Source organism: Kocuria sabuli, from assembly GCF_040981185.1.
In the GTDB taxonomy this organism is placed as follows: Bacteria; Actinomycetota; Actinomycetes; order Actinomycetales; family Micrococcaceae; genus Kocuria; species Kocuria sabuli.
Window position 1 is genome coordinate 45,136 of record NZ_JAVHZE010000002.1, and the last position, 24,709, is coordinate 69,844.

At 73.1% G+C, this 24,709-nt stretch carries 23 protein-coding genes; 1 reads left to right on the plus strand and 22 read right to left on the minus strand.

Annotated elements, in window-relative coordinates:
• Positions 1-7: 7 nt before the first annotated feature.
• The 14 genes from RE027_RS02465 to rpsO form a co-directional block, all read right to left on the minus strand.
• Positions 8-640 carry a regulatory protein RecX gene (locus RE027_RS02465; protein WP_368806656.1) on the minus strand — a complete coding sequence of 211 codons (633 nt, stop codon included), beginning with the start codon at positions 638-640 and terminating at the stop codon, positions 8-10.
• Positions 641-648: 8 nt separating this feature from the next.
• Positions 649-1,761, minus strand: a complete 1,113-nt coding sequence (recA, locus tag RE027_RS02470) for a recombinase RecA (protein WP_368806657.1) — start codon at positions 1,759-1,761, stop codon at positions 649-651.
• Positions 1,762-1,993: 232 nt separating this feature from the next.
• Positions 1,994-2,215, minus strand: coding sequence for a DUF3046 domain-containing protein (locus tag RE027_RS02475; protein WP_368806658.1), 222 nt, complete (start codon positions 2,213-2,215; stop codon positions 1,994-1,996).
• Positions 2,216-2,365: 150 nt separating this feature from the next.
• On the minus strand, positions 2,366-2,797 hold the full coding sequence (locus tag RE027_RS02480) for a helix-turn-helix domain-containing protein (RefSeq protein ID WP_368806659.1): 432 nt from the start codon (positions 2,795-2,797) through the stop codon (positions 2,366-2,368).
• Positions 2,798-2,961: 164 nt separating this feature from the next.
• Entirely contained in the window at positions 2,962-3,456 is a 495-nt protein-coding gene (locus RE027_RS02485) for a CinA family protein (protein ID WP_368806660.1), read from the minus strand.
• Positions 3,453-4,058 carry a CDP-diacylglycerol--glycerol-3-phosphate 3-phosphatidyltransferase gene (gene pgsA, locus RE027_RS02490; protein ID WP_368806661.1) on the minus strand — a complete coding sequence of 202 codons (606 nt, stop codon included), beginning with the start codon at positions 4,056-4,058 and terminating at the stop codon, positions 3,453-3,455. The genes RE027_RS02485 and pgsA overlap by 4 nt, the downstream gene beginning before the upstream one ends.
• A 39-nt stretch (positions 4,059-4,097) precedes the next feature.
• Complete coding sequence (locus RE027_RS02495) at positions 4,098-7,091, minus strand: FtsK/SpoIIIE family DNA translocase (RefSeq protein WP_368806662.1); 2,994 nt, start codon at positions 7,089-7,091, stop codon at positions 4,098-4,100.
• A gap of 66 nt (positions 7,092-7,157) precedes the next feature.
• Positions 7,158-8,849: a ribonuclease J gene (locus RE027_RS02500; protein WP_368806663.1), complete on the minus strand. Its 1,692-nt coding sequence runs from the start codon at positions 8,847-8,849 to the stop codon at positions 7,158-7,160.
• Positions 8,850-8,862: 13 nt separating this feature from the next.
• A complete protein-coding gene (gene dapA, locus RE027_RS02505) occupies positions 8,863-9,807 on the minus strand; it encodes a 4-hydroxy-tetrahydrodipicolinate synthase (RefSeq protein WP_368806664.1) in 945 nt (314 codons plus the stop codon).
• A 112-nt stretch (positions 9,808-9,919) separates the two neighbouring features.
• The gene (locus RE027_RS02510) at positions 9,920-10,552 is read right to left on the minus strand and encodes a hypothetical protein (protein ID WP_368806665.1); all 633 of its coding nucleotides are present in this window, start codon (positions 10,550-10,552) and stop codon (positions 9,920-9,922) included.
• A 4-nt stretch (positions 10,553-10,556) separates the two neighbouring features.
• Entirely contained in the window at positions 10,557-11,360 is an 804-nt protein-coding gene (gene dapB / locus RE027_RS02515; protein ID WP_368806666.1) for a 4-hydroxy-tetrahydrodipicolinate reductase, read from the minus strand.
• Between the two features lie 46 nt (positions 11,361-11,406).
• A complete protein-coding gene (locus RE027_RS02520; RefSeq protein ID WP_368806667.1) occupies positions 11,407-12,831 on the minus strand; it encodes a M16 family metallopeptidase in 1,425 nt (474 codons plus the stop codon).
• 54 nt (positions 12,832-12,885) lie between these two features.
• Positions 12,886-15,153, minus strand: coding sequence for a polyribonucleotide nucleotidyltransferase (locus tag RE027_RS02525; protein ID WP_368806668.1), 2,268 nt, complete (start codon positions 15,151-15,153; stop codon positions 12,886-12,888).
• A gap of 261 nt (positions 15,154-15,414) precedes the next feature.
• Positions 15,415-15,684 (minus strand): 30S ribosomal protein S15, encoded by a 270-nt coding sequence (gene rpsO / locus RE027_RS02530; protein WP_017832923.1) that lies wholly within the window; start codon positions 15,682-15,684, stop codon positions 15,415-15,417.
• Between the two features lie 261 nt (positions 15,685-15,945).
• Between rpsO and RE027_RS02535 the strand changes: the two genes are divergently transcribed.
• Complete coding sequence (locus RE027_RS02535) at positions 15,946-16,815, plus strand: aldo/keto reductase (protein ID WP_438612407.1); 870 nt, start codon at positions 15,946-15,948, stop codon at positions 16,813-16,815.
• Positions 16,816-16,852: 37 nt separating this feature from the next.
• Here RE027_RS02535 and RE027_RS02540 read toward each other — a convergent pair whose 3' ends face one another.
• The 8 genes from RE027_RS02540 to RE027_RS02575 all read right to left on the minus strand — a co-directional run bounded on the left by RE027_RS02540 (position 16,853) and on the right by RE027_RS02575 (position 24,671).
• A complete protein-coding gene (locus RE027_RS02540; protein WP_368806669.1) occupies positions 16,853-17,842 on the minus strand; it encodes a bifunctional riboflavin kinase/FAD synthetase in 990 nt (329 codons plus the stop codon).
• An 82-nt stretch (positions 17,843-17,924) separates the two neighbouring features.
• Positions 17,925-18,563 (minus strand): GNAT family N-acetyltransferase, encoded by a 639-nt coding sequence (locus RE027_RS02545; protein ID WP_368806670.1) that lies wholly within the window; start codon positions 18,561-18,563, stop codon positions 17,925-17,927.
• Positions 18,564-18,672: 109 nt separating this feature from the next.
• The gene (locus tag RE027_RS02550; RefSeq protein WP_368806671.1) at positions 18,673-19,155 is read right to left on the minus strand and encodes a hypothetical protein; all 483 of its coding nucleotides are present in this window, start codon (positions 19,153-19,155) and stop codon (positions 18,673-18,675) included.
• A 43-nt stretch (positions 19,156-19,198) separates the two neighbouring features.
• Positions 19,199-19,570, minus strand: coding sequence for a hypothetical protein (locus RE027_RS02555; protein ID WP_368806672.1), 372 nt, complete (start codon positions 19,568-19,570; stop codon positions 19,199-19,201).
• Entirely contained in the window at positions 19,570-20,646 is a 1,077-nt protein-coding gene (gene truB / locus RE027_RS02560; protein ID WP_368806673.1) for a tRNA pseudouridine(55) synthase TruB, read from the minus strand. The genes RE027_RS02555 and truB overlap by 1 nt, the downstream gene beginning before the upstream one ends.
• Before the next feature lie 20 nt (positions 20,647-20,666).
• The gene (gene rbfA, locus RE027_RS02565; RefSeq protein WP_368806674.1) at positions 20,667-21,116 is read right to left on the minus strand and encodes a 30S ribosome-binding factor RbfA; all 450 of its coding nucleotides are present in this window, start codon (positions 21,114-21,116) and stop codon (positions 20,667-20,669) included.
• Between the two features lie 122 nt (positions 21,117-21,238).
• On the minus strand, positions 21,239-24,118 hold the full coding sequence (gene infB, locus RE027_RS02570) for a translation initiation factor IF-2 (protein ID WP_368806675.1): 2,880 nt from the start codon (positions 24,116-24,118) through the stop codon (positions 21,239-21,241).
• A gap of 142 nt (positions 24,119-24,260) precedes the next feature.
• Positions 24,261-24,671, minus strand: coding sequence for a YlxR family protein (locus RE027_RS02575; RefSeq protein WP_368806676.1), 411 nt, complete (start codon positions 24,669-24,671; stop codon positions 24,261-24,263).
• Positions 24,672-24,709 lie beyond the last annotated feature (38 nt).

The following is a 24,709-nucleotide window of genomic DNA, read 5'->3' on the forward strand; positions in this document are numbered from 1 at the left end:
GTCCGGTTCAGGGGGCGTCCGGGTACGCCTCGCCGGGCCCGTCGTCCTCCGCCGCGGCGCCGGAGCGGGCCGCGAGCTCCTCCTGGACGACGGCGAAGGCCAGGCCGGGGGCGTAGCCCTTCCGCCCGAGCATGCCGACCAGCCGGCGCACCGCGCGGTCCCGCTCGGCGCGGTCGCTCAGGTCGAGCCCGGCGGGCAGCTTGCGGCGCACGAGGTCGGCGGCGTCCGCCCGCTCGTCCTCGTCCGTGCGCTGCTCGAGCGCCGACTCCGCGAGCTCCCCGGAGATCCCGCGGGTGGCCAGTTCGCGGCGGATGGCGGCGCGGGCCAGTTTGCGCGAGCCGGCGCGGGAGCGGACGTAGAGCTCGGCGTACTGGGCGTCGTCGACGAGGTCGACCTCCTCGAAGCGGTCCAGCACCTCCCGGGCGACGTCCTCGGGGACGTTGCGGTCGGCGAGCTTGTCCTCGAGCTGCTTGCGGCTCTTGGCGGAGGCGGTCAGCTGGCGCAGGACGATCGCCCGGGCCACCTCCCGGGGGTCCGGCTCGGGGTCCTGCGCCGGGGGCGACGACGCCGCCGGGCCCTCCGGCCCGCGGTGGCGGGCAGAGGACCGGCGGCGCCGGCGGGCGTACGGGCTCTCGGTCACGGACCCGCTCAGAAGGCCGGGCCGGCGACCTCGGTGGGCAGCCCGACCACGGGCGGCTCCTCCGCGGACTCCTCGGCCGCCTCCGGCTCCTCGACGACCCCGAGCTTCACCAGGATCCGGCGCTCGATCTCCTCGGCCAGTTCCGGGTTGTCCTTGAGGAACCGGCGGGAGTTCTCCTTGCCCTGTCCGAGCTGGTCGCCCTCGTAGGTGAACCACGCCCCGGACTTCTTCACGATGCCGTGCTCCACGCCCATGTCGATGAGCCCGCCCTCGGTCGAGATGCCCTCCCCGTAGAGGATGTCGAACTCGGCCTGCTTGAAGGGCGGGGCCATCTTGTTCTTGACGATCTTGGCCCGGGTCCGGTTGCCCACCGGGTTGGCCCCGTCCTTGAGGGTCTCGATGCGGCGCACGTCCACGCGGACCGAGGCGTAGAACTTCAGCGCCTTGCCGCCGGTGGTGGTCTCGGGGCTGCCGAAGAACACCCCGATCTTCTCGCGCAGCTGGTTGATGAAGATCGCGGTGGTGTTCGAGTGGGAGAGCCGGCCGGTGATCTTGCGCAGCGCCTGGCTCATCAGGCGAGCCTGCAGGCCCACGTGGCTGTCGCCCATCTCGCCCTCGATCTCGGCCTTGGGCACCAGGGCCGCCACCGAGTCGATGACGATGATGTCGATGGACCCCGAGCCCACGAGCATGTCCATGATCTCCAGGGCCTGCTCGCCGGTGTCCGGCTGCGAGACCAGCAGGCTGTCGGTGTCCACGCCGAGCTTCTCGGCGTAGGAGGGGTCGAGAGCGTGCTCGGCGTCGATGAAGGCGGCGATGCCGCCGGCCTTCTGGACGTTGGCCACCGCGTGCAGGGCGACGGTCGTCTTGCCGGAGGACTCCGGACCGTAGATCTCCACGACGCGGCCGCGGGGGAACCCGCCGATGCCCAGCGCGACGTCCATCGCGATGGAGCCGGTGGGGATGGTCTCGATCTTGGTCGCCGGGCGGTCGCCCAGGCGCATCACCGATCCCTTGCCGTAGTTCTTGTCGATCTGGGCGAGGACGGTCTCGAGAGCCTTCTCGCGGTCGCTGCCGAACTGCTGGTCGGCGCTCTGTTTGTTGCTGCCCTTGGCTGCCATGGTCCACCTCGTGTTCGGGGGGTTCCGCCGGTGCGGCAGGAACCGTTGTTGCTGGTCTTCTCGTGTTCCACGGTATCGCCGGGGTCGGACACCGTAAGGCTCCGCGCGGGGTCTGGGGAGGAGCGGGGATCACCGCGCCGGGGCGGGCCGGGCTGTGCAGTCCGCCACGCGCCTTCGAATATACCTTCGAAGCGTTCCCGGGTCCACGGGCACGCCGGGAACCCCGCGCGCGTCAGTCCCGGGGCGGGCGGTCCGCACCCCACCAGCGGGACTCCGGGACGTCCTGCGCCCGGCACAGGGCGAACCAGACGGCCCGCGGGTCCACGCCGTCCTCGATGGCCTCGGAGGCCGTGCGGTGGCCGAGCTCCCCGAGCACCAGGTCCCGGGCGAGGACCTTGCTGTAGCCCGCCCCGAACTCGTCGGCCATCAGCTCCCAGAAGCTGCTCAGCCTCATGCGCGCTCTCCTTCGTCGTGGTGCGGTGCGTGCTCGTGCCGGTCGATTCTGCCATCCGCGCTCCCGGACGGGCACATGCCGGAGGGCCCGGCGGTCCTGGGACCGACGAGCCCTCCGGGACGTCGTGGCGGGCGGGGTGCCGCCCGGGGATCAGCGGGCGCCGGCCGCGGCGGCCTCGCCGCCGTTCACGCGGCCGAACTCGCGGGAGTACTGCTCGGTCAGGTCGCTGGGCACCGTGTCCGGGACCAGAAGGCCCTCGGCGTAGGCGAGCCGGTCGGCGACCTCGCGCAGCATCTGCGACATCGGGATGTCGAGAGCCGCGCAGATCGAGGCGAGCAGCTCGGAGGACGCCTCCTTCTGGCCGCGCTCCACCTCGCTCAGGTAGCCGAGGGAGACGCGGGCGCTGTGGGAGACCTCTCGGAGAGTCCGCCCCTGGCGCTGGCGGACGTTGCGCAGAACCTCACCGATCTCCTGGCGGAGTACACCCATCTTCATGTCCTTCGTCTCGGTAGCGCTGTCCTCGTCCAGGCCCACGTCCTTCCAACGGACGACGCCATTGACGGACACGGGTTGCTTCGTCATGTGAATCGCTTGTCTCCTCATGTGTGCGGCAGTGTCACCGCCTGATGCGGCCGGCGCCCCCGGCATCGGCCGGTCGACACCTTGACTCCGAGCGGCTCAACGAGAGCCTGCGATTATTGCTAACCACGCTGATGGTTCCATTCTTCCCCGGCGACCGCACTTTTTCACTGGGAGTTGCCTGGGAGCGAGATCGCCGCGGTGAGCCGTTCGAGGGCGGCGTCCACGGTGGCCGCGCGGATCGCCGGGCGGTCCCCGGCGGCGTGCAGCTCGACGGCCGTCGAGCCCTGCGGGCCCGCCAGGCCGAGCCAGACCGTGCCCACGGGCTTGCCGTCGTGCGGCTCCGGACCGGCGGCACCGGTGGTGGCGACGGCCCAGTCGGTGCCCAGCCGCCGGCGGGCGCCCTCGGCCATGGCGACCGCGACGTCGGGGTCGACGGAGCCGCGCTCCGCCAGCAGCGGGGCCGGGACGCCGAGCACGTCGGTCTTGACCCGGTTCGAGTAGGACACCACCGCGCCCTCGAAGCAGGCGGAGGCGCCGGGCACGTCGACGACGGCGGCGGCCAGGGCGCCGCCGGTCAGCGACTCGGCGGTCGCGATCGTCAGCCCCCGCCGGACGGCCGCCTCGACGAGCGCGCTCGCGGCGGGCCGGGGTCCGGTCACGCCGTGTCCTGCCCGGCGAGCGCCCGGCGCCGCAGCTGCACGGCCTTGACGACGTAGTCCACGCCCGTCACGACCGTGACCACGAGGGCGGCGCCCATGGCGATCCAGCCCAGCCACGGCCACCAGGCGCCCACGAGCGGGACCAGGGGCAGGAGCAGCAGCAGCAGCGCGACCGTCTGCAGGACCGTCTTGAGCTTGCCGCCCTTGGAGGCCGCCATGACCCCGTAGCGGATGACGACGAAGCGCAGGAGCGTGATGCCCCACTCGCGCACCAGGATCACCACGGTGACCCACCACCACAGCTCCCCGAGCATCGAGAGCACCACGAACGCGGCGCCGGTGAGCAGCTTGTCCGCGATGGGGTCGGCGATCTTGCCGAAGCTGGTGATCAGGCCGCGGGCCCGGGCGATGTCGCCGTCGAGCTTGTCCGTGTACATCGCGACGGCGAACACCGCGAGGGCCGTCCACCGCATGGCCAGCGAGTCCTCGCCCTGGGTGCCGCCGGCCCACAGGAACCACACGAAGAAGGGCACCAGCACGATGCGCAGGGCGGTGAGCGCGTTGGGCAGATTGAGGTTGGAGGCCGGGTCCGCGGGGCTCATCGGGTGCTCTCTTCCTGGTGGGTGGTGGGGTGGCCGGGCTCAGCGGCCGGTGAGCTGCCAGGCGTCCTCGGAGCCCTCGGGGTCCTCGGCGTCGTCGTGGTGGTCGACGGCGGTCGTGGCCAGCGAGGCCTCGACGGGGTCCTCGCCGTAGTCGACCGAGCCGCCGGTCCCGCCGGACGGGGCCGGGGGCTCCTCGCCGCGGAGCACGGCGAGGGTCGCGGCGAGGTCGTCGGGCTTGACGAGCACGTCGCGGGCCTTGGACCCCTCCGAGGGTCCGACGACGCCGCGGGACTCCAGCAGGTCCATGAGCCGGCCGGCCTTGGCGAAGCCCACGCGCAGCTTGCGCTGGAGCATGGACGTGGAGCCGAACTGCGTGGTGACCACGAGCTCGGTGGCCTGCAGGAGGACCTCGAGGTCGTCGCCGATGTCCTCGTCGATGGTCTTCTTGGGGGCCTCCTGGACCACGTCCTGCCGGTAGTGGGCCTTCATCTGGCCCTTGACGTGGTCGACGACCTCGTGGATCTCCGACTCGGAGACCCACGCGCCCTGCACGCGCATGGGCTTGGAGGCGCCCATGGGCAGGAAGAGGGCGTCCCCCTGGCCGATGAGCTTCTCGGCCCCGGGCTGGTCGAGGACCACACGGGAGTCGGTGACCGACGACGTCGCGAAGGCCATCCGGGAGGGCACGTTGGCCTTGATCAGCCCGGTGACCACGTCGACGGAGGGCCGCTGGGTCGCGAGCACCAGGTGGATCCCGGCGGCGCGGGCGAGCTGGGTGATCCGCACGATCGCGTCCTCGACGTCGCGCGGGGCGACCATCATGAGGTCCGCGAGCTCGTCCACGATCACGAGCAGGTACGGGTAGGGCCGGATCACGCGCTTGGAGCCCGGCTCCGGCTGGACCTTGCCGTTGCGCACGGCCTTGTTGAAGTCGTCGACGTGCTTGTAGCCGTAGTGGGAGAGGTCGTCGTAGCGGGCGTCCATCTCCCGCACGACCCACTGCAGCGCCTCGGCGGCCTTCTTGGGGTTGGTGATGATCGGGGTGATCAGGTGGGGCACGCCCTCGTAGGCGGTCAGCTCGACGCGCTTGGGGTCGACCATGACCATCCGCACCTCGTCGGGGGTGGCCCGCATCAGCAGCGAGACGATCATCGAGTTCACGAAGCTCGACTTGCCGGCCCCGGTCGCGCCGGCCACGAGCAGGTGCGGCATCTTCGCGAGGTTGGCCACCACGTAGCCGCCCTCCACGTCCTTGCCCACGCCCATCACCATGGGGTGGTCGGTCTTGCGGGCGTTGTGCGAGCGCAGGACGTCCCCCAGGGACACCGTCTCGCGGTCGGTGTTGGGGATTTCGATCCCGATCGCGGAGCGGCCCGGGATGGGCGAGAGGATGCGCACGTCGGCGGAGGCCACCGCATAGGCGATGTTCTTGGACAGCGCCGTGACCCGCTCGACCTTGGTGCCGGAGCCCAGCTCGATCTCGTACCGGGTGACGGTGGGCCCGCGGGAGAAGCCGGTGACCACGGCGTCCACGTTGAACTGCTCCAGGACGCTGGTCAGGGCGGCGACCACGGCGTCGTTGGCCTCCGAGCGCTCCTTGGGCGGCGGGCCGTGCACGAGGGCCCCGGGCGTCGGCAGGGAGTAGGCGATGTCCCCCTCGAGCGTGAGCTGCTCGGCGCGTGCCGGGATCGGCGCCTCGGGGGTGTGGGTGCGGGCGACGACGGAGGTCGAGCCCGCCGACCCCGCCGCGAGGTCCTCGAGCGCGGGCGAGCCGGAGCCGGCGGCGGTGTCCGCGGCCGGTTCGAGGCCCTGCTCCCGGCGCAGCCGGGTGGCGGCGAGCTGCTCCTGGGTGGGGCGCTTCTGGCCCGGGCGGGGCCCGGTGCTCTCCTGCTGCCCGGGATCGTCCTGCGGCCCGGTGCTCTCCTGCGGCTCGTCCGCGGGTGCCGGCCTCCCCGGGGCCGGCGCGGCGTGCGCCCCGGCAGCGCCCTTCCGGCGGGCGGCGCGGGCGGAGTCGACGTCGAAGACGCGGGTGGGCGCCTGGTCGTCGGACTGCTCCTGGTCGACGACGGCCCGCTCGAACGCCTCGTCCCCGCGGTAGCCGTCGAGGGCGCGCCGCTCGGCCTCGGCCTCCTTGCGGTCGCGGCGCTTCTGGCGGCGGGTCCGGCCAGCCTCCGGGCGCGCGTGGTGCTCCTCGAGGTAGGAGCGGTCGTGGCGCTCCCCGGACAGGTCGGTGGCGGGGCCGGAGTCCTCCTGGCCCATCAGCCGCCAGTAGCCCTGCCGGAGGCGGGAGCCGATGAGGTGCACGGGCGTGGCGGTGACCACGAGCACGGACAGGAGCAGGACGGCGACGAAGACGGCCCCGGCCCCGACCGGGGTGACGAGGGCGCTCAGGGGGTCCGCGGCGAGGAAGCCGACGGTCCCGCCGGCCGTGCCGAGGGCCTCGCGGCCGTCGCTCATGGAGGGGTGCCCCAGGAGCAGGTGGGCCAGGCCCGAGCCCGCCACCACGGCGGCTCCCAGGCCGATCGCGATGCGGTTGTTGGCGGAGGTGTCCCCCGGGTGGCGGAAGCGGCGCAGCGCGAAGCCGACGAGCGGCAGGGGCAGGACCAGGGCCATCCAGCCGAAGGTGCCGGCGAGCACCTGGTGCACCACGGCGGCGGGCACGGCGATCCAGCCCACCGTGGCACCGGGCAGGTTCCACCACTCGACGGCGGCGCACAGCAGCCCGAGCAGCAGGAGGAACAGCGCGCCTCCGTCCCGCAGCTGCTCGGCGGGCACGTCGGTGCGCAGGGTGCCCATGCGGCGCACCGCGCCGCCCACCACGTGGGCGACGGCGGTCCAGGCACCGCCGATCAGGCGCGCGCACCAGGCCAGGACGGGCGTCGCCCGCGGGGTGCGCTCGGCGGGGCGTGCGGAGCCCCGCCCCGCCGAGGAGGAGGATTTCCGGCTGGTGCCCGACGACCGCGCAGAAGACGTGCTGTTCTTGCCACGCGACGTCGAGGCGCCCTTGCGGGCAGGGGAAGTACGAGTCGCCATGCTCCCAGGGTAGACCACGGCCCTCCTCCGCCCGCGGTGCCGCACGGACGGAGGAGGGCCGTGCGCTCAGGCCTCGATGACGACCGGGACGATCATCGGCTTGCGGCGCAGCCGGCGGTTCACCCACGACCCGATCGTGCGGCGCACCACCTGCTGGAGCTGCTGGGTGGTGTGGTTCTTGCCCGAGTGGTTGATCGCCTCCTCGAGGGCGGCGGTGATCCTCGGCTTGATGTCGTCGAAGACCTTGTCGTCCTCCGCGACGCCGCGCGCGTGCACGTCCGGGCCGGAGACGACCTTCCCGGTGTCGCGGTTGACCACGGTGATCACCGAGATGAAGCCCTCCTCGGCCAGCACCAGGCGGTCCTTGAGGTCGGCGTCGGTGATGGTGCCCACGGAGGAGCCGTCCACGTAGACGTCGCCGCACTCCACCTGGCCGGTGATCCGGACCTGCCCGGCGGCCATGTCGACCACGGTGCCGTTCTCCGCGAGCAGCACGTGGTCGGTCGGCACGCCGGTCTCCTCGGCGAGCCTGCCGTTGGCGATGAGGTGGCGGACCTCGCCGTGCACGGGCATGACGTACTCGGGCTCGACGATGTTGTAGCAGTAGAGCAGCTCGCCCGCGGCGGCGTGCCCGGAGACGTGCACCTTGGCGTTGCTCTTGTGCACGACGTTCGCGCCCAGGCGCATGAGCCCGTTGATGATCCGGAACACGGAGTTCTCGTTGCCCGGGATGAGCGAGGACGCGAGGATCACGGTGTCGCCCTCGTTGAGCTGGACCCTGTGGTCCCCGTTGGCCATCCGGGACAGGGCGGCCATCGGCTCGCCCTGCGAGCCCGTGCACATGATGACCAGCTGGGAGTCCGCGTGGTCGTCGATCCTCTTCTGGTCGATCAGGGTGTTCGGCGGGACCTCGAGGTAGCCCAGCTTCTCGGCGATGGTCATGTTGCGCACCATCGACCGGCCCATGAAGGCCACCTTGCGCCCGTGCTCGGCGGCGGCGTCGAGCACCTGCTGCACGCGGTGGACGTGCGACGAGAAGGAGGCCACGACCACGCGCTTGGGGGCGCGCCCGATCACGTCGGCGAGCACCGGGCCGATGTGCTTCTCCGTGGGGGTGAAGCCGGGGACCTCGGCGTTGGTGGAGTCCGTGAGGAACAGGTCCACGCCCTCCTCGCCCAGGCGGGCGAAGTGGCGCAGGTCGGTGATCCGGCCGTCGAGGGGCAGCTGGTCCATCTTGAAGTCGCCGGTGTGCAGCACGGTGCCGGCCTTCGTGCGCAGGAACACGGCCAGCGCATCCGGGATGGAGTGGTTGACGGCCACGAACTCGACCTCGAACTCGCCGAGCTTCTCGACCTGCCCCTCGCGCACCGCCATGGTGTACGGCTTGATGCGGTGCTCCTGCAGCTTCGCCTCGATCAGCGCGAGCGTCAGCCGGGAGCCGATCACGGGGATGTCCGGGCGGCGCTTGAGCAGGTACGGGACCGCGCCGATGTGGTCCTCGTGGCCGTGGGTCAGCACCACGGCCACGACGTCGTCCAGCCGGTCGATGATGTGGTTGATGTCCGGCAGGATCAGGTCCACGCCGGGCTGGTTCTCCTCGGGGAACAGGACCCCGCAGTCGATCACGAGCAGCTGCCCGTTGATCTCGAACACCGTCATGTTTCTTCCGACCTCGCCCAGCCCGCCCAGCGGGACGACGCGCAGGACGTCCTCGCCGAGTGCGGGGGGAGCGGACAGGTCGGTGTGCCATTGGGTCATGTGACCCCTTCCGTCATTCGATGGTGCCGGAGACGATCGAGCCCTCCAGATCCGCGCGGATCAGGGCGGCCTCGGCCTCCGTGGGTGGGACGTGCGGGAGCCGCACGGTGTTGTGCGGCAGCTTGCCCTGCCACATGAGGATCGTCTTGGCCGCCACGGCGCCCGGGGCGCGGGTCATGGTGGCGCGGACCACGGGCTCGAGGTCCAGGTGGAGCTGCTGGGCCGTGGTGAGGTCCTGGGCGCGCACGGCGTCGATGAGCCGGCGGTACTCGGCGGTGGCCACGTGGGTGGTGACGCCCACCAGCCCCGCGGCGCCGATGGACATCCACGGGAGGGTCAGCCCGTCGTCGCCGGAGTAGTAGAGCAGGTCGGTCTCGGCCAGGACGCGGGTCGCGGCCATCAGGTCCGCCTTGGCGTCCTTGACGGCCACGATGTTGGGGTGCTGCGCCAGCGAGATCAGGGTCCCGGCGTCGATGGGGATGCCGGCCCGGCCGGGGATGTCGTAGAGCATGATCGGCAGGTCCACGGAGTCGGCGAGGCTGCGGAAGTGCGCCTCGACGCCGGCCTGGGTGGGCTTGTTGTAGTACGGGGTGACGATGAGCAGCCCGTCCATGCCGATCTTCTCGGCCTCGCGGGAGAGGAAGCGCGAGTGCTCGGTGTCGTTCGAGCCGGTGCCGGCCAGCAGCGGCACCCGGGAGCCCACGGCGTCCTTGACCGCGCGGAACACGGAGAGGTTCTCCTGGTCGGTCATGGTGGAGTACTCGCCCGTGGTGCCGCAGACCACGAGGCCGTCGCAGCCGTCGTCGACGAGGCGTTCGGCCACGGCGGCGGTGCCGTCCAGGTCCACGGAGCCGTCCTGCGCGAAGACGGTGATCATCGCGGTGAGCAGCGTCCCGAAGAGGGGCTGGTCGGGGGTCGCGGGGCGGTCGGCGGCGGAGGGCGTGGCGAAGTCAGTCATGGGTGCCAGGTTACCGTCTCCCCGCCGGGAGCACCGCCGGGAGCACCCCGGGGCCGGCGCGGCGGTGGGCGATCCGGGCGCCGTCGCCGGGATCGGTCGCGGTGCCCACGGCTCAGCCCGGCCCGTCGCCGGCGGGACCGGAGGCCTCCACGTCGCGGGCGGGGCGCCCGCGGGACAGGGCCACGGCCTCGCGCATGGCGAAGCGGGCGCGGCGGCGGTCCCCGGCGTCGGCGTAGGCGAGGGAGAGCCGGTACCAGTTGCGCCAGTCCCCGGGCTGCTCCTCGGTCTGCGCCCGGTGGACGTGGAACCGCTCGTCGGCGGCCTCCCGCACGATCCGTCCGCCCGGGGTGCGGGGCAGGTCGTCCGCGGGCAGCCCGCCCTCCGCCTCGAGGGCGCGGCCGAGCTGCTCGGTCCGGACGCCGAAGAGGACCTCGCGCACCAGCGCCCACACGCCCACGGCCGGCAGCACCAGCAGGGCGAGGCCGAAGCCCTTGGCGATCCAGCCGTCGGTGCCCAGCAGCAGGGCGGCGCGGTGCAGGCTCAGGCCGAGGTAGACGACGAGCAGGGCGACCATGGCCGCCGCGAGGAGCTTGGCCCGGCTCGGGGACTCCAGGAGCGTGAAGACGCCCGCGAAGACCAGCACCGCGAGGATCCACAGCTTCGAGCCGTCCGGGATCGGCAGCAGCCACAGGGTGAGCGCGCCCGCCGCGAGCAGCGCCCAGCCCCAGGCGCGCATCGAGCTCATCGGTTCACAGGCCCAGGTCGAGGTAGCCCTCGAGGCCGTGCGTGAGGCCCGGGTGCGTGCCGACCTCGCGGACGCCGAGGACCACGCCGGTCATGAAGGAGATCCGGTCGAAGGAGTCGTGCCGGATGGTGAGCTGCTCGCCGAGGCCGCCGAGCAGCGTCTCCTGGTGGGCCACGAGCCCGCGCAGGCGCACGGAGTGCACCCGGACGTCGTCGACGACGGCCCCGCGCGCGCCGTGCGGGTCCTGCTCGGTGGCGTCGGGCGACGGCGCCACCCCGGCGGCACGGCGGGCCTCGCCCACGAGGGCCGCCGTGCGGGCGGCGGTGCCGGAGGGGGCGTCGACCTTGTCCGGGTGGTGCAGCTCGATGATCTCCACCGACTCGAAGAAGCGGGCGGCCTCGGCGGAGAAGCGCATGGCCAGCACCGCGCCGACCGAGAAGTTGGGGGCGATGAGCACGCCCACGCCGGGGTGCTCCGCCAGGAGCGCCTCCAGCCGGGCGAGCCGCTCGGCGTCCCAGCCGGTCGCGCCCACGACGCAGTGGATGCCGTGCTCCACGGCGAAGCGCACGTTGTCCTCCGTGGCGGAGGGCACCGTGAGGTCGACCACGACCTGGGCGCCGGCGGCGACGAGGTCCTGGAGCGGGTCGTCCCGGCCGAGCTCGGCGACGAGCTGGAGGCCGTCCGCGCGGCGCACCGCCTGCACGGCCTCGCTGCCCATCCGGCCGCGGGCGCCGAGCACGGCGACCCGCAGCTCGGAGGGGACGGACGCCGGGGCGTGGGTGGTCTCGGTGGCGGTGCTCTGGGTCATGGCTCCAACTCTAGGTCACGGGGGTCCGGGCCCGCGCCGCCAGTGGTCAGTGGCGGGTGGGCGCGACGATCGTGGTGACGACGGGGCCCTCGGCCAGCCAGCCGGCCAGCTCCCGGACCTGCTCCGGGGTCACGGAGCGCACCCGGTCCAGGGACTCGTCGATGTCGAGGAACTCGCCCGACTTCAGCTCCGCCGAGCCCAGCCGCGACATCCGCGATCCGGTGTCCTCGAGGGCGAGCACGGTGCCGCCGCCCAGCTGGCCCACGACCTTGCGCAGCTCGTCCTCGCCGATCCCGTCCTCGGCGAGCGTCTCCAGCCCGCCGGTCATGAGCCCCACGACCTCGTCCGTGCGCGCCGGGAGGCACCCGGCGTACATCCCGAAGTAGCCCGCGTCCGAGTACGCCCCCGAGAAGGAGAACGTGCTGTAGGCCAGCCCGCGCTTCTCGCGGATCTCCTGGAACAGGCGGGAGGACATCCCGCCGCCCAGCGCCGCGTTGAGCACGGTCATCGCGAACCGGCGCTCGTCCCCGGCCACGATCCCGGGCCGGCCCACCAGCACGTTGGTCTGCTCCACGGGCCGCTCCAGGAAGTGCTCGCCCCACTCGGGCGCCAGCGGCGCCGGGGTGCGCTCGCGCCGGGCCACCGGGGTGGCGGGGGCGGCCGGGTCCCAGCCGGCGCGCCCCAGGGCCTCCGCGACCAGGCCCACGACGACGTCGTGGTCCAGCCCGCCCGCGGCGGTCACCACGAGCCCCTCGGGCCGGTAGTGCCGGCGGTAGTGCTCGAGCACCGCCTCGCGGGGCACCGCGAGGATCTCCTCCGGGGTGCCGCCGATGGGCCGGCCCAGGGGGTGCTCCCCCAGCACGCGCTGGGTGAACTCCTCGAAGGCGACGTCCTCGGGGTCGTCCTTGTCCATGGCGAGCTCCTCGAGGATGACACCGCGCTCCCGCTCCAGCTCCTCCGGGTCGAGGACGGCCGAGGTCACCATGTCGGTGATGACGTCGATCGACATGGGCAGGTCCTCGGCGAGCACGCGGGCGTAGTAGCACGTGTGCTCCTTGGCCGTGGCCGCGTTGGACTCCCCGCCCACCTCGTCGAAGGCCTCGGCGATCTGCAGCGCCGAGCGGCGCGTGGTGCCCTTGAACAGCAGGTGCTCCAGGAAGTGCGTGGAGCCCAGCCGCCCGGGCTGCTCGTCGCGGGAGCCGACGCCCACCCAGAAGCCGACGGTCACGGCCCGCTGGGCCGGCATCCGCTCCGTGAGCACGCGGGTGCCGCACGGCAGCACGGTGCGCCGCACCACGTTGCCGCCCTCGCCCTCGTGCAGGGTGTGCGTGAAACCCGCGGCCGCCGCGGTGAGCGCCGCGGCGGCGGTGGTCGGTGAACTGCTCATGACCGCCGAGAGGCGGGCGTCCGGGCCGGGGGTGCTCCCCGGGCCGCGGTCGCCCGCCTCCAGCGGCAGATCGACTGCCGTCATCCAGCTGTACTGCTTTCTCTGCTCGTGCTCTGCTGTGCTCGGGACGGGCCCGGCTCAGGCCTCGACGGCTGCGTCGTCGTCCTCGGGGAAGACGTTCGGCTCCTCGGCGACCACCGGGGCCAGCGAGAGCTTGCCGCGGTCGTCGACCTTGGCGATCTCCACCTGGACCTTCTGGCCCACGCCGAGGACGTCCTCGACGTCGGTGACGCGCTTGCCCTCGTTGAGCTTGCGCAGCTCCGAGATGTGCAGCAGACCGTCCTTGCCCGGGGTCAGGGAGACGAAGGCGCCGAAGGTCGTGGTCTTGACCACGGTGCCCAGGTAGCGCTCGCCGACCTCGGGGACCTGCGGGTTGGCGATCGCGTTGATCGCCGCGCGGGCCGCCTCGGCCGAGGGGCCGTCGGTGGCGCCGATGTAGACGGTGCCGTCGTCCTCGATCGAGATGTCGGTGCCGGTGTCCTCCTGGATCTGGTTGATCATCTTGCCCTTGGGGCCGATGACCTCGCCGATCTTGGAGACGGGGACCGTCACGGAGATCACGCGCGGGGCGAACTCGCTCATCTCGTCCGGCTGGTCGATGGCCGCGTTGAGCACCTCGAGGATGTGCAGACGGGCCTCGCGGGCCTGGGTCAGAGCCGCGTCCAGGACCGAGGACGGGATGCCGTCGAGCTTGGTGTCCAGCTGGATCGCGGTCACGAACTCGGAGGTGCCGGCGACCTTGAAGTCCATGTCGCCCAGCGCGTCCTCGGCGCCGAGGATGTCGGTCAGCGCGGCGTAGCGGGTCTCCCCGTCCACCTCGTCGGAGACCAGGCCCATGGCGATGCCGGCCACCGGGGCGCGCAGGGGCACGCCGGCGTTGAGCAGCGACAGGGTCGAGGCGCACACGGAGCCCATCGACGTGGAGCCGTTGGAGCCCAGCGCCTCGGAGACCTGGCGGATCGCGTACGGGAACTCCTCGCGGGAGGGCAGCACCGGGGTGATGGCCCGCTCGGCCAGCGCCCCGTGGCCGATCTCGCGGCGCTTCGGGGAGCCCACGCGGCCGGTCTCGCCGGTGGAGTACGGCGGGAAGTTGTAGTGGTGCACGTAGCGCTTGTGCTTGACCGGGGACAGCGAGTCGATCTGCTGCTCCATCTTGAGCATGTTCAGCGTGGTGACGCCCATGATCTGGGTCTCGCCACGCTCGAAGATCGCCGAGCCGTGCACGCGCGGCAGGACCTCCACCTCGGCGGTGAGCTGGCGGATGTCCGTCAGGCCACGGCCGTCGATGCGGACCTGCTCGGTGAGGATTCGCTGGCGCACGGTCTGCTTGGTCAGGGCCTGGTAGGCGCCGTTGACCTCGTCCTTGCGGTCCGCGAAGGGGCCGCCCTCGCCGGTGAGCTCCGCGAGGGTCGACCGGTGCAGCTCGTCGGTCGCGGCCTCGCGCTCCTGCTTGCCGGCGATCGAGTAGACCTCGGCGAGCCGGGTGCCGACGGAGGCCGCCACGGCCTCCTTGACGTCGTCGCCGAAGCCGCCGAAGCGCGGCAGCTCCATCGCGGGCTTGCCGGCGCGGGCCTTGAGGTCGGCCTGGGCGTCGCACAGGGCCTTGAGGGCGGGCTTGGCGGCCTCGAGGCCCTCGGCCACAAGCGCCTCGGTGGGGGCCGCGGCCCCGTCGTTCTTGATCAGGTTCCAGGAGTTGTCGGTGGCCTCGGCCTCGACCATCATGATCGCGACGTCCTCGGAGCCGTCCCTGCCGGTGACGACGCGGCCGGCCACGGCCATGTCGAACACGGCGTTCTCGAGCTGCGAGTGCTTGGGGAACGCCACCCACTGGTGCTGGCCGTTCGCGCCGGCCATCAGGGCCATCCGCACGCCGCCGACCGGGCCCTGGAAGGGCATGCCCGACAGGGTCGTGGCCATCGACGCGGCGTTGATCGCGACGGTGTTGTAGATCTCGTCCGGGTTCATGGACAGGATCGTCACGACGACCTGGACCTCGTTGCGGATGCCCTTGCCGAAGGCGGGGCGCAGCGGCCGGTCGATGAGGCGGCAGGTGAGGATCGCGTCCGTGGAGGGACGGCCCTCGCGGCGGAAGAAGGAGCCGGGGATGCGCCCGGCGGCGTACATGCGCTCCTCGACGTCGACCGTCAGCGGGAAGAAGTCGAAGCCCTCGCGGGGGGACTTCCCCACCGTGGTGGCGGCGAGCATGGTGGTGTCCTCGTCGATGGAGACGAGGGTGGAGCCGGCGGCCTGCTTGGCGAGGCGGCCGGTCTCGAAGCGCACGACGCGCTTCCCGTAGGAGCCGTTGTCGATGACGGCTTCGGCGTACTGGATCTCGGGACCCTCCAAGGGTCACCTCCGTTTCGTGTCGGCGGGGCGGCCCGCGACCACCCGGTCTTCGATCGAGATCCACGGAGCGCCGGGGCCTGGGTCGGCCGTCCGGTTTCCGGAGATCACTACCGAGGACCGCGAATGATCGGCGCGGTGGCCCCGTCTGGTGTTCGGTGGTGCTGCTGTGCGGTGGTGCTCGACCGCCCGGCGTCCGTGCCGGACGGGCGTGGTGCTCGGCGGCGTCCGCCCGGGAACCGGGCGGACGCCGCCGTGGGCCGACTAGCGGCGCAGGCCGAGGCGCTCGATGAGCGTGCGGTAGCGCGTGATGTCGGTGTCGCGCAGGTAGGTCAGCATGCGGCGACGGCGACCGACCAGGGCCATCAGGCCGCGGCGGGTGTGGTGGTCGTGCTTGTGCTGCTTCAGGTGCTCCGTCAGATCGGCGATCCGGCGGGTCAGGACCGCGATCTGCACCTCGGGGGAACCGGTGTCGCCCTCGTGGGTGGCGAAGTCCTTGATGATCTCCTGCTTGATGGCGGCGTCAAGTGCCACGTGTAACTCCGTTCGAGTCAGTACCGTGCGGCCCGGTCGGCGGATTCGCCGCCGGGTCCCGGGAGTCCCCGGGGGTCCGACAACCACGGACTGCAGTCGGACCGTCGTCAAGTCTACCGGACGCACGGACATCACCCCAGCGGAGCGGCCCGCGGCGCGCTGGGCTGGGCGCTCCCGGAGGCGTGGGCCAAGATGGGGAGGGACACCACGACGAGGCCCCGGCGCGCAGGCGCCCGGGGGCACGGAGCACAGGAGCAGCGCGTGAGCAAGGACAACAGCCAGGACCGGGGCCGCGAGCCCGCCGACCGCACGCACACGATGCGGGACGGGCGGCGGATCCCCGCGGTCGGCCTGGGAACCTACCCCATGGACGACGCCGAGGCGGAGGCGAACGTCGCCGAGGCCCTGATGCGCGGCTACCGGATGGTCGACACGGCCGTGAACTACGGCAACGAGACGGGGGTGGGCCGGGGCATCGCCGCGTCCGGGGTGCCGCGCGGCGAGCTGTTCCTCACCACCAAGCTGCCGGGCCGGGACCACGGCACCGACTCCGTGCGCCGCTCCCTCGACGGCTCGCTGCGGCGGCTGGGCACCGACCACGTGGACCTCTACCTCATCCACTGGCCGAACCCGTCGGTGGACCGCTACGTCGAGACGTGGCGGACCATGCTCGAGCTGCAGGAGGAGGGCCTCGTCCGCTCGGTCGGCGTGTCGAACTTCACCCCCGCCCACATCCGGCGCCTGGTCTCCGAGACCGGGACGACCCCGGCCGTGAACCAGGTGGAGCTGCACCCGCAGTACCAGCAGGAGCGGCTGCGGGAGTTCCACGAGGAGCACCGCATCATCACCCAGGCCTGGTCCCCGCTGGGCCGCAAGACGGACCTCCTCCAGCACGAGTGGATCGCGCAGATCGCGCGGCGGACCGGCCGGACGCCGGCGCAGGTGGTGCTCAAGTGGCACCTGCAGTCCCGGACCGTGCCGATCCCCAAGACCTCCGACACCGGGCGGATGGCGGAGAACCTGGACGTCTTCGACTGGGAGCTCGACGAGGCGCAGATGGACCGGATGCGGATGCTGCACACCGGCATCAGCGGCTCGGGCTACGACCCGAACACGCACGAGGAGATGTAGCGCGGGAGCCCCGGCGCGGGGCGGCGGCCGCCGGGGCTCAGGCCTCGGCGGCCAGGAGCTCCCGCGTGCGGGCGACATCGTCGTCCATCTGCGCCACCAGCTTGTCGACGCCCTCGTAGGCGACCATTCCGCGCAGCCGCTCCACGAACTCGACGGCCACGTCCTGGCCGTAGAGGTCGAAGTCCTCCACCCGCTCCGCGGGGCGGTCGATGACGTGCGCCTCGACCTGGCGGGGGACGTTCTCGAACGTGGGGTTGGAGCCCACGGAGATGGCCGTGGGCCAGCGGGTGCCCTGGGCGTCGACCAGCCACCCGGCGTAGATGCCGTCCGCGGGGACGAACCCGGCGGCCTCCGGGGAGAGGTTGGCGGTGGGATAGCCGAGCTCGCGGCCCCGGGCGGCCCCGTGCACCACCTCCCCACGCACGCGGTGGTTGCGCCCGAGCAGCCGGGCGGCCGCGCGCACGTCCCCCGCCTGCAGGCAGGCCCGGATCCACGTGGACGAGCAGCGCCGCTCCCCCGCCGGGGCGTGCTCCGGGTGCTCCCCGTCCAGGGGGTCGAGCAGGTCCTCGACGACGCGGACCTCGAAGCCGTGCCGCTCCCCCAGCTCCCGCAGCGTGTCGATGTTGCCGGAGTTGCCCCGGCCCAGGCGGGTGTCGGAGCCCACCACGAGGCAGCGCGCGCCGAGCGGGCCCACGAGGGCGCCCAGCACGAACTCCTCGGTGGTCTGCTCGGCGAAGCCCAGGGTGTACTCCAGCACCAGCACCGCGTCCGTCCCGGTGGCCTCGAGCGCGTCCAGCTTGTCCTCGGTGCCCATGATCAGCCCCGGGTGGCTGCCGGGCCGGTGCACCTGCGCGGGGTGCGGGTCGAAGGTCACGACCACCGAGGCCCAGCCCCGCTCGCGGGCGGAGCTGACGAGCTGGGAGACCACCTGCTGGTGGCCCCGGTGGACGCCGTCGAAGTTGCCGAGGGTGACCACCGACGGGCCGAAGCCCGGGGGGACGTCAGAGAGATCTCGCCAGCGGAACACGGTTCTCCTCGCAGGAACGGGACAGGCAGGAAAGGGACGGACAGGAACGGGACGGGCGGGGTCGCGACGGGCGGACCGGGGGTCAGCGCGGGGCGCCTGGCCCGGCGGAGGAGGCGGCCCCGGGGCGGGGCGGGCCGTCCCACGGGGCCTGGGGGGTGCGGTGATCGCCGGCGCCCAGGGTGAGGAGCCAGGCGTCCACGGAGGCCCCGCGCTGCTCCATGAACCCGTCGATGCGCACCGGCGAGCGGAACCCCAGCTTCCACGCGAGCTTGCGGCTGGCCCAGTTGGGCACCTTCGCCATCCAGTAAGCATAGGTGAGTCCCAGGTGCGCGAAGCCGTGCTCGAGCAGCAGCCGGCAGGCCGCCTCCGCGGCCCCGGTGCCCCGGGCGTGGGGGCCGAAGTTGAGTCCGACGTCGGCGGTGGTCCCGCGCAGGGCGTTGAACCCCACGGTCCCGTAGAGGCGGTCGGTCGCCGCGTCGGCGGCGGCCCAGTTGTACTCGCGGCGCGCGCGCCAGGCGTCGGGGACGAACTGCTCGACGTACCAGCGGGCGTCGGTCTCCGTGTAGCCCAGCGGCACGGTGGTGAACTCGGCGGCCGCGGGGTCGGCGCAGTTGCGGGCCAGCTGCGGGACGTCGCGCTCGTCGAGCCGGCGCAGGACCACGGTCCCGTCGGTCAGGACGGGGACGTCGCGGTCCACGGCGACCTCGGGGCGTGCGGGCATGGGCGGTGATCCTTTCGGGAGGCGTGCGGCGCGGGGCGCTCCGGCCCGCGCACGAGCCTACCCGCTGCCGGGGGCCCGCCGGGGCGGGCCCCCGGCGGCTCCCCCGCGGTCAGGTCCCGGGGCCGGCCGCTCGCGGCCGGGAGCGCCACAACCACACGAGCCCGACCAGCGGCAGGACCAGCGGGACGTAGCCGTAGCCCCGGCCGAAGTGGGACCACACGCTGGCCTCGGGGAACAGTGCCGGCGCGAGCACCGAGAGCGCCCCGACACCGAGGACGCCGCACAGCTCGACCAGGACCGCGGCCGTGGCGACGCGGTGCCACCGGGCGCCGGGCCGGGCCAGGGCCACGGTGGCCAGCACGTACACGGCCGCGGCGAACGCGGAGAGCAGGTACGGCAGCGGCGCCGCACCGAGGTCGGTGAGGACCTGGTACAGGGAGCGGACCCCGGCCGAGAGCGAGAAGACCCCGTAGACCACGACGATCAGCCGGCCGAAGCCCGAGGACTTCCGGTCGGCGCGCACGGCACCGCCCCGGGGACCGAAGCGCTGCTGCAGCCGGGTGCGGCCGGGCTCGGGGGGCTGGTGGGTCATCGGGCGGTCTCCTGGGCGGTCGGGACGGGCAGCGGGCGGGGGCTCACTGGTAGTACCAGATGAAGTTCATGCGGTAGACCATGATCGCCACCACGGGGCCGGCGGCCGCGAGCACGTAGTTGGACCAGCCCGAGCGCTCCACGAGGGACCATACGAACGTCCCCGCCGGGATGAGCAGCGCGGTCAGGAGGTAGCCCCAGTACTCGAGCGCCGAGCCGGTGGGCCCCGGGCCCAGCACGTGCATCACGACCGAGCCCACCGCGTAGGCGAGCAGGAAGGCCTCCAGCAGCAGCACCGAGCCCTGGGTCCAGTCGTCGGGCCGCCGGCCGCGCAGGGCCTGGACCACGCAGACCAGGAAGGACGCGCCGCCGAGCAGGACCGCGGCCCAGAACCAGCCGTCGTAGCCCCACAGCATCAGCGCGCCTCCCGCGGGTCCCCGGTCGCCCCCGGGGCGCCGGAGGGCTCCGGCTCGCCGGGGGCGCCGGTGAACCGCTCGCCGGGCAGGAACACGAGCACGGGCTTGGCCGTGCGCTCGCCGCGGTTGCCGCGGTCACCGAGCAGGGCCACGAGCCGCCCGTCCGGGGCGAAGCCGCCGGTGACGGCGTCGTTGTCCAGGGCCCCGTCCGCGGGGTCCCCGGCGCTGGGCCCGATCCGGCGGCCGTTGGCGACGTCCTCGGCCTCTGCGGCCGTGAGCCGGCGCACGGGGAACAGCCCGGCGGCGGCCTGCTCCAGGGTGGTGACGGGCAGCGGTCGGCCCGCGGCGACTCCCTCGGTGAGCTCGTCGAGGGTCGAGGCGTGCTCGAGGGCCAGCGCCCCCACCCGGGTGCGGCGCAGGGCGGTGAGGTGCCCGCCCACCCCCAGGTCCTCCCCGAGGTCCCGGGCCAGGGCCCGGACGTAGGTGCCCGTGCTGCAGGTGACCGTGGCGTCGACGTCGAGCACGGGCCGGCCGGCGTCGTCGTGGGTCCGCTCGATCCGGTGCACGTCGAAGGCGGAGACCGTCACGGGACGGGCCGCCAGCTCGACGTCCTGCCCGGCCCGGACCTGCGCGTAGGCCCGCCGGCCGTCCACCTTGATGGCGCTGACCTTGGCGGGGACCTGCTCGATGGCGCCGGTCAGGCGGGCGACCCCGGCGGTCACGGCCTCGTCCGTGAGGGCCTCCACGGCCTCCGGGTCCGCGGTGGCCACGAGCTCGCCCTCGGCGTCGTCCGTCACGGTCGCCTGGCCCAGGCGGAGGGTGGCCTCGTAGGTCTTGTCCTGGCCGACGACCCACGTCAGCAGGCGGGTCGCCTTCTCGACCCCGACGACCAGGACCCCGGTCGCCATGGGGTCCAGGGTCCCGGCGTGGCCCACCTTGCGGGTCCCGGCGAGCCGGCGCATGCGGGCGACGACGTCGTGGCTGGTCCAGCCGGCGGGCTTGTCCACGACCACGAGCCCGGACACCGTCGGCAGGGACGGGTCCGGGCTCGGGACGTGGTGCGTCGTGCGGGTCACCGGTGCGGTGCCTGCCGCGCTCAGCGGGACGCGGAGGACTCGTCGTCCTCCTCGGCCGGCTTCCGGTAGGGGTCCTCGCCCGCCGCCCAGGTCGCCGAGGCGGCCTGCGCGGCGACCTCGGCGTCCTTCTCCTTGGCGGCGCGCAGCACCTCCTCGAGGTGGGAGGCGTTGACGGGGATCTCGTCCGGGACGAACGTGAGGGTCGGGGTCAGGCGGGCCGTGATGTTGCGGCCGACCTCGCTGCGCAGGACGCCCTTCGCGGACTCCAGGGCCGCGCGGGTGCTCTCCTGCTCCTCGGCGGTGCCGAAGACCGTGTAGTACAGCGTGGCGTGCTGGAGGTCGTTGGTCACCCGGGCGTCCGTGATGGTCACGAAGCCCAGCCGGGGGTCCTTGACCCGGCGCTCGAGCGCCTGGGCCACGACCACCTTGATCCGGTCGGCGAGTCGGGCGGCGCGTGCTGCGTCAGCCATGGTGGGTGCTCCTCGGTCGGGGACGGTGCTGGTGGTTCACGAGTGGCGGCGGCACGGGCGGGCGCTGGGCCCGTCCGTGCCGCCGCGGGGCTCCCGCACCGGGGTGCGGGAGCGGTGACGGGTCAGGCGCGCGGCTTCTCGCGCATCTCCCACGTCTCGATGAAGTCGCCCTCGCGGATGTCGTTGAAGGAGCCGAGCCCGATACCGCACTCGTAGCCCTCGCGGACCTCGGTCGCGTCGTCCTTGAACCGGCGCAGCGAGTCGATCGTGAGGTTGTCCGCGACGACGCTGCCGTCCCGGACGAGCCGGGCCTTGCCGTTGCGGCGGATGGTGCCCTTGGTGATGTAGGCACCGGCGATGTTGCCCCACTTGGAGGAGCGGTACACCTCGCGGATCTCGGCGGTGCCGAGCTCCACCTCCTCGTACTCCGGCTTGAGCATGCCCTTGAGCGCGCTCTCGACCTCGTCGATGGCGTTGTAGATCACCGAGTAGAACTTCATCTCGACGCCCTCGCGGTCGGCCAGGTCCGTCACGCGCTCGGCGGGACGGACGTTGAAGCCGATGATGATGGCGTTGTCGACGGTCGCCAGGTTGACGTCGTTCTGGGTGATCGCCCCGACGCCGCGGTGGATGACGCGCAGCTGGACCTCGTCGCCCACGTCGATCTTGAGCAGCGAGTCCTCGAGCGCCTCGACGGCACCGGACACGTCGCCCTTGATGATGAGGTTGAGCGTGTCGATCTTGCCCGCGGCCACGGCCTCGTCGAAGGACTCGAGCGTGATCCGCTTGCGGCGCTTGGCGAGCAGGGCGTTGCGGTCCGCGGCCTGGCGCTTCTCGGCGATCTGGCGCGCGGTGCGCTCCTCGGCGGTGGAGAGGAACGTGTCACCGGCCCGGGGCACCGAGTCGAGCCCGAGGACCTGCACGGGCCGCGAGGGACCCGCCTCCTCGACCGACTGGCCGTTCTCGTCGAACATGGCGCGCACACGGCCGTAGGCGGCACCGGCGACGATCGCGTCGCCGACGCGCAGCGTGCCGGACTGCACGAGCACGGTCGAGACGGCACCGCGCCCCTTGTCCAGGTTCGCCTCGATGGCCACGCCGCGGGCGTCCTTGTTCGGGTTCGCCTGCAGCTCCAGCGCGCCGTCCGCGGTCAGCACGATCGCGTCCAGCAGGTCGTCGATGTTGAGGTCCTGGCGCGCGGAGACGTCGACGAACATGGTGTCGCCGCCGTACTCCTCGGGGACCAGGCCGTACTCGGTGAGCTGACCGCGGATCTTCTCGGGGTTCGCCTCGGGCTTGTCGATCTTGTTGACCGCCACCACGATCGGCACGCCGGCGGCCTGGGCGTGGTTGAGCGCCTCGACCGTCTGCGGCATGACGCCGTCGTCCGCGGCGACCACGAGCACGGCGATGTCCGTCACCTGGGCACCGCGGGCACGCATGGCGGTGAACGCCTCGTGGCCCGGGGTGTCGATGAACGTGATCTGCCGCTCCTGGCCGTCGACCTCGGTCTCGATCTGGTAGGCGCCGATGTGCTGGGTGATGCCACCGGCCTCCCCCTCGATCACCTTCGTGTTGCGGATGGCGTCGAGCAGGCGGGTCTTGCCGTGGTCGACGTGGCCCATGACGGTCACGACCGGCGGGCGCGCCTCGAGCACGTCGTCGCCCTCGGCCGCGGCCTCGGCCTCCAGGTCGATGTCGAAGGACTCGAAGAGCTCGCGCTCCTCGTCCTCCGGCGAGACGACCTGGATGCGGTAGCCGAGCTCCTCGCCGAGCAGCTGGAAGGTCTCCTCGTCGAGGGACTGCGTCTGGGTGGCCATCTCACCGAGGTGGATGAGCACCGTGACGAGCGAGGCCGGGTTCGCGTTGATCTTCTCCGCGAAGTCCATCAGCGACGCCCCGCGGCGCAGGCGCACGACCGTGTTGCCGTCGCCGTGCGGAACGGCGACGCCGCCGACGGACGGGGCCTTCATCTGCTCGAGCTCCTGGCGCTTCGCCCGCTTCGACTTGCGCTGCTTGCCGCGGGCACCGCCGCGCCCGAAGGCGCCCTGGGTGCCGCCGCGGCCACCGCGGCCGGGGCCGCCGCCGGGACGGGAGAACCCGCCCCCGCCGGCACCGGGAGCGCCGCGGCGGGGACCTGCGCCGCCGCCGGCCGGCCGGGAGCCGATCGGGGCGACACCGGTGGTGTGGCCGGGCATCATGTTCGGGCTGGGGCGCGCGCCACCGGGACGGGGACCGCCCTGGGGACGCGGACCGCCCTGGCCCTGCGGGCGGGGACCGCCCTGACCCTGGCCCTGGCCCTGCGGGCGGGGGCCGCCCTGACCCTGGCCCTGGCCCTGGGGACGGGGACCGCCCTGGCGCTCGGGGCGGCCCGAGCGCATGCCCTGCTGGGCGGCGAACGGGTTGTTGCCGGGGCGGGGACCGCCCGGACGGGGCGCACCGGGACGCGGTGCGGCCGAGCCCGGACGGGGAGCCGCGGCACCGGGACGCGGCGCGGCCGAGCCAGGACGGGGAGCCCCGCCGCGGGACATGCCCTGCTGGCTGGCGAACGGGTTGTTGCCCGGGCGCGGGCCCGGGTTCGGGGCCGTTGCGCCCGGCGAGGCCGTGCGCTGCGGCGCGGGACGCTCCGGGGCGGCCGGCTGCTCGGTGCGGGCGGCCGGCTGCTGCTCGGGTGCCTTCTCCGTGGGCTTCTCGGCCGGCTTGGCGGCGGCCGGGCCCGGGGCGGACGCGGCGGAGGCCGGCTTGGCGGACGTGCCGGGCCGGGGTGCGGACCGGGCGGGCTTGGCGGCGGACGGCGTGCTGTTGCCGGCCGGGCGGGCGGGGGCCGCGGCGGCCTTCTCCGCCCTGTCGGCGAGCGCCGAGCGCAGCTTCTTGGCGACGGGGGGCTCGACGGTCGAGGACGCACCTCGGACGAACTCACCCAGGGTCTGAAGCGTGGAAATCGCTTCCTTGGACGTTATTCCGAGCTCTTTCGCGAGCTCGTGAACGCGGGGCTTGGCCACTTCTCTCCTGTCTCGGTCCGCACCGAAACAGGCACGAACCACTTATTTTCCGTTGAGGCTCCCGGGGTGGCGGCCGTCGAGGACGGCGCGGTGGCCCGGGAGGCCGTAGGCAGAGCACAACGAATCACTCATCGCTGAGCACTCATCGGTTTTCCATCGGTTCTCTGACTCGCTTTCCAGTTCTGACCCGCGTGCGGACGTGGTCACCGGTCCGGTCGGACCGCGCGGGCTGCCGTCCGGGGACGGCTGTGGTCGGCACTCGTGCGCCCGGTCGCCGGGCCGTCCGCGAGGACAGCAGGGCTTCCAGCTCGGGGAGGATCCCCTCGGTGTCCACGGGGGCCCGGAACGCGCGCTGGAAGGCGCGCCGGCGCAGGGCCGTGTCCAGGCACTCGTGGGAGGGGTGGAGCCAGGCTCCGCGACCGCCGAGGCGCCCGGTCCGGTCGACCACGGCCCTTCGGCCGCCGTCGCTCGGTCCGGTCACCACACGTACGAGCTGGTCAGGGTGGTCGGTGGCCCGGCATCCGATGCACGTGCGGCGGGAGTCTGCACTCACTCGCTCAGGACTCCTCGTCTCGCGCCGGGACGTCGGGA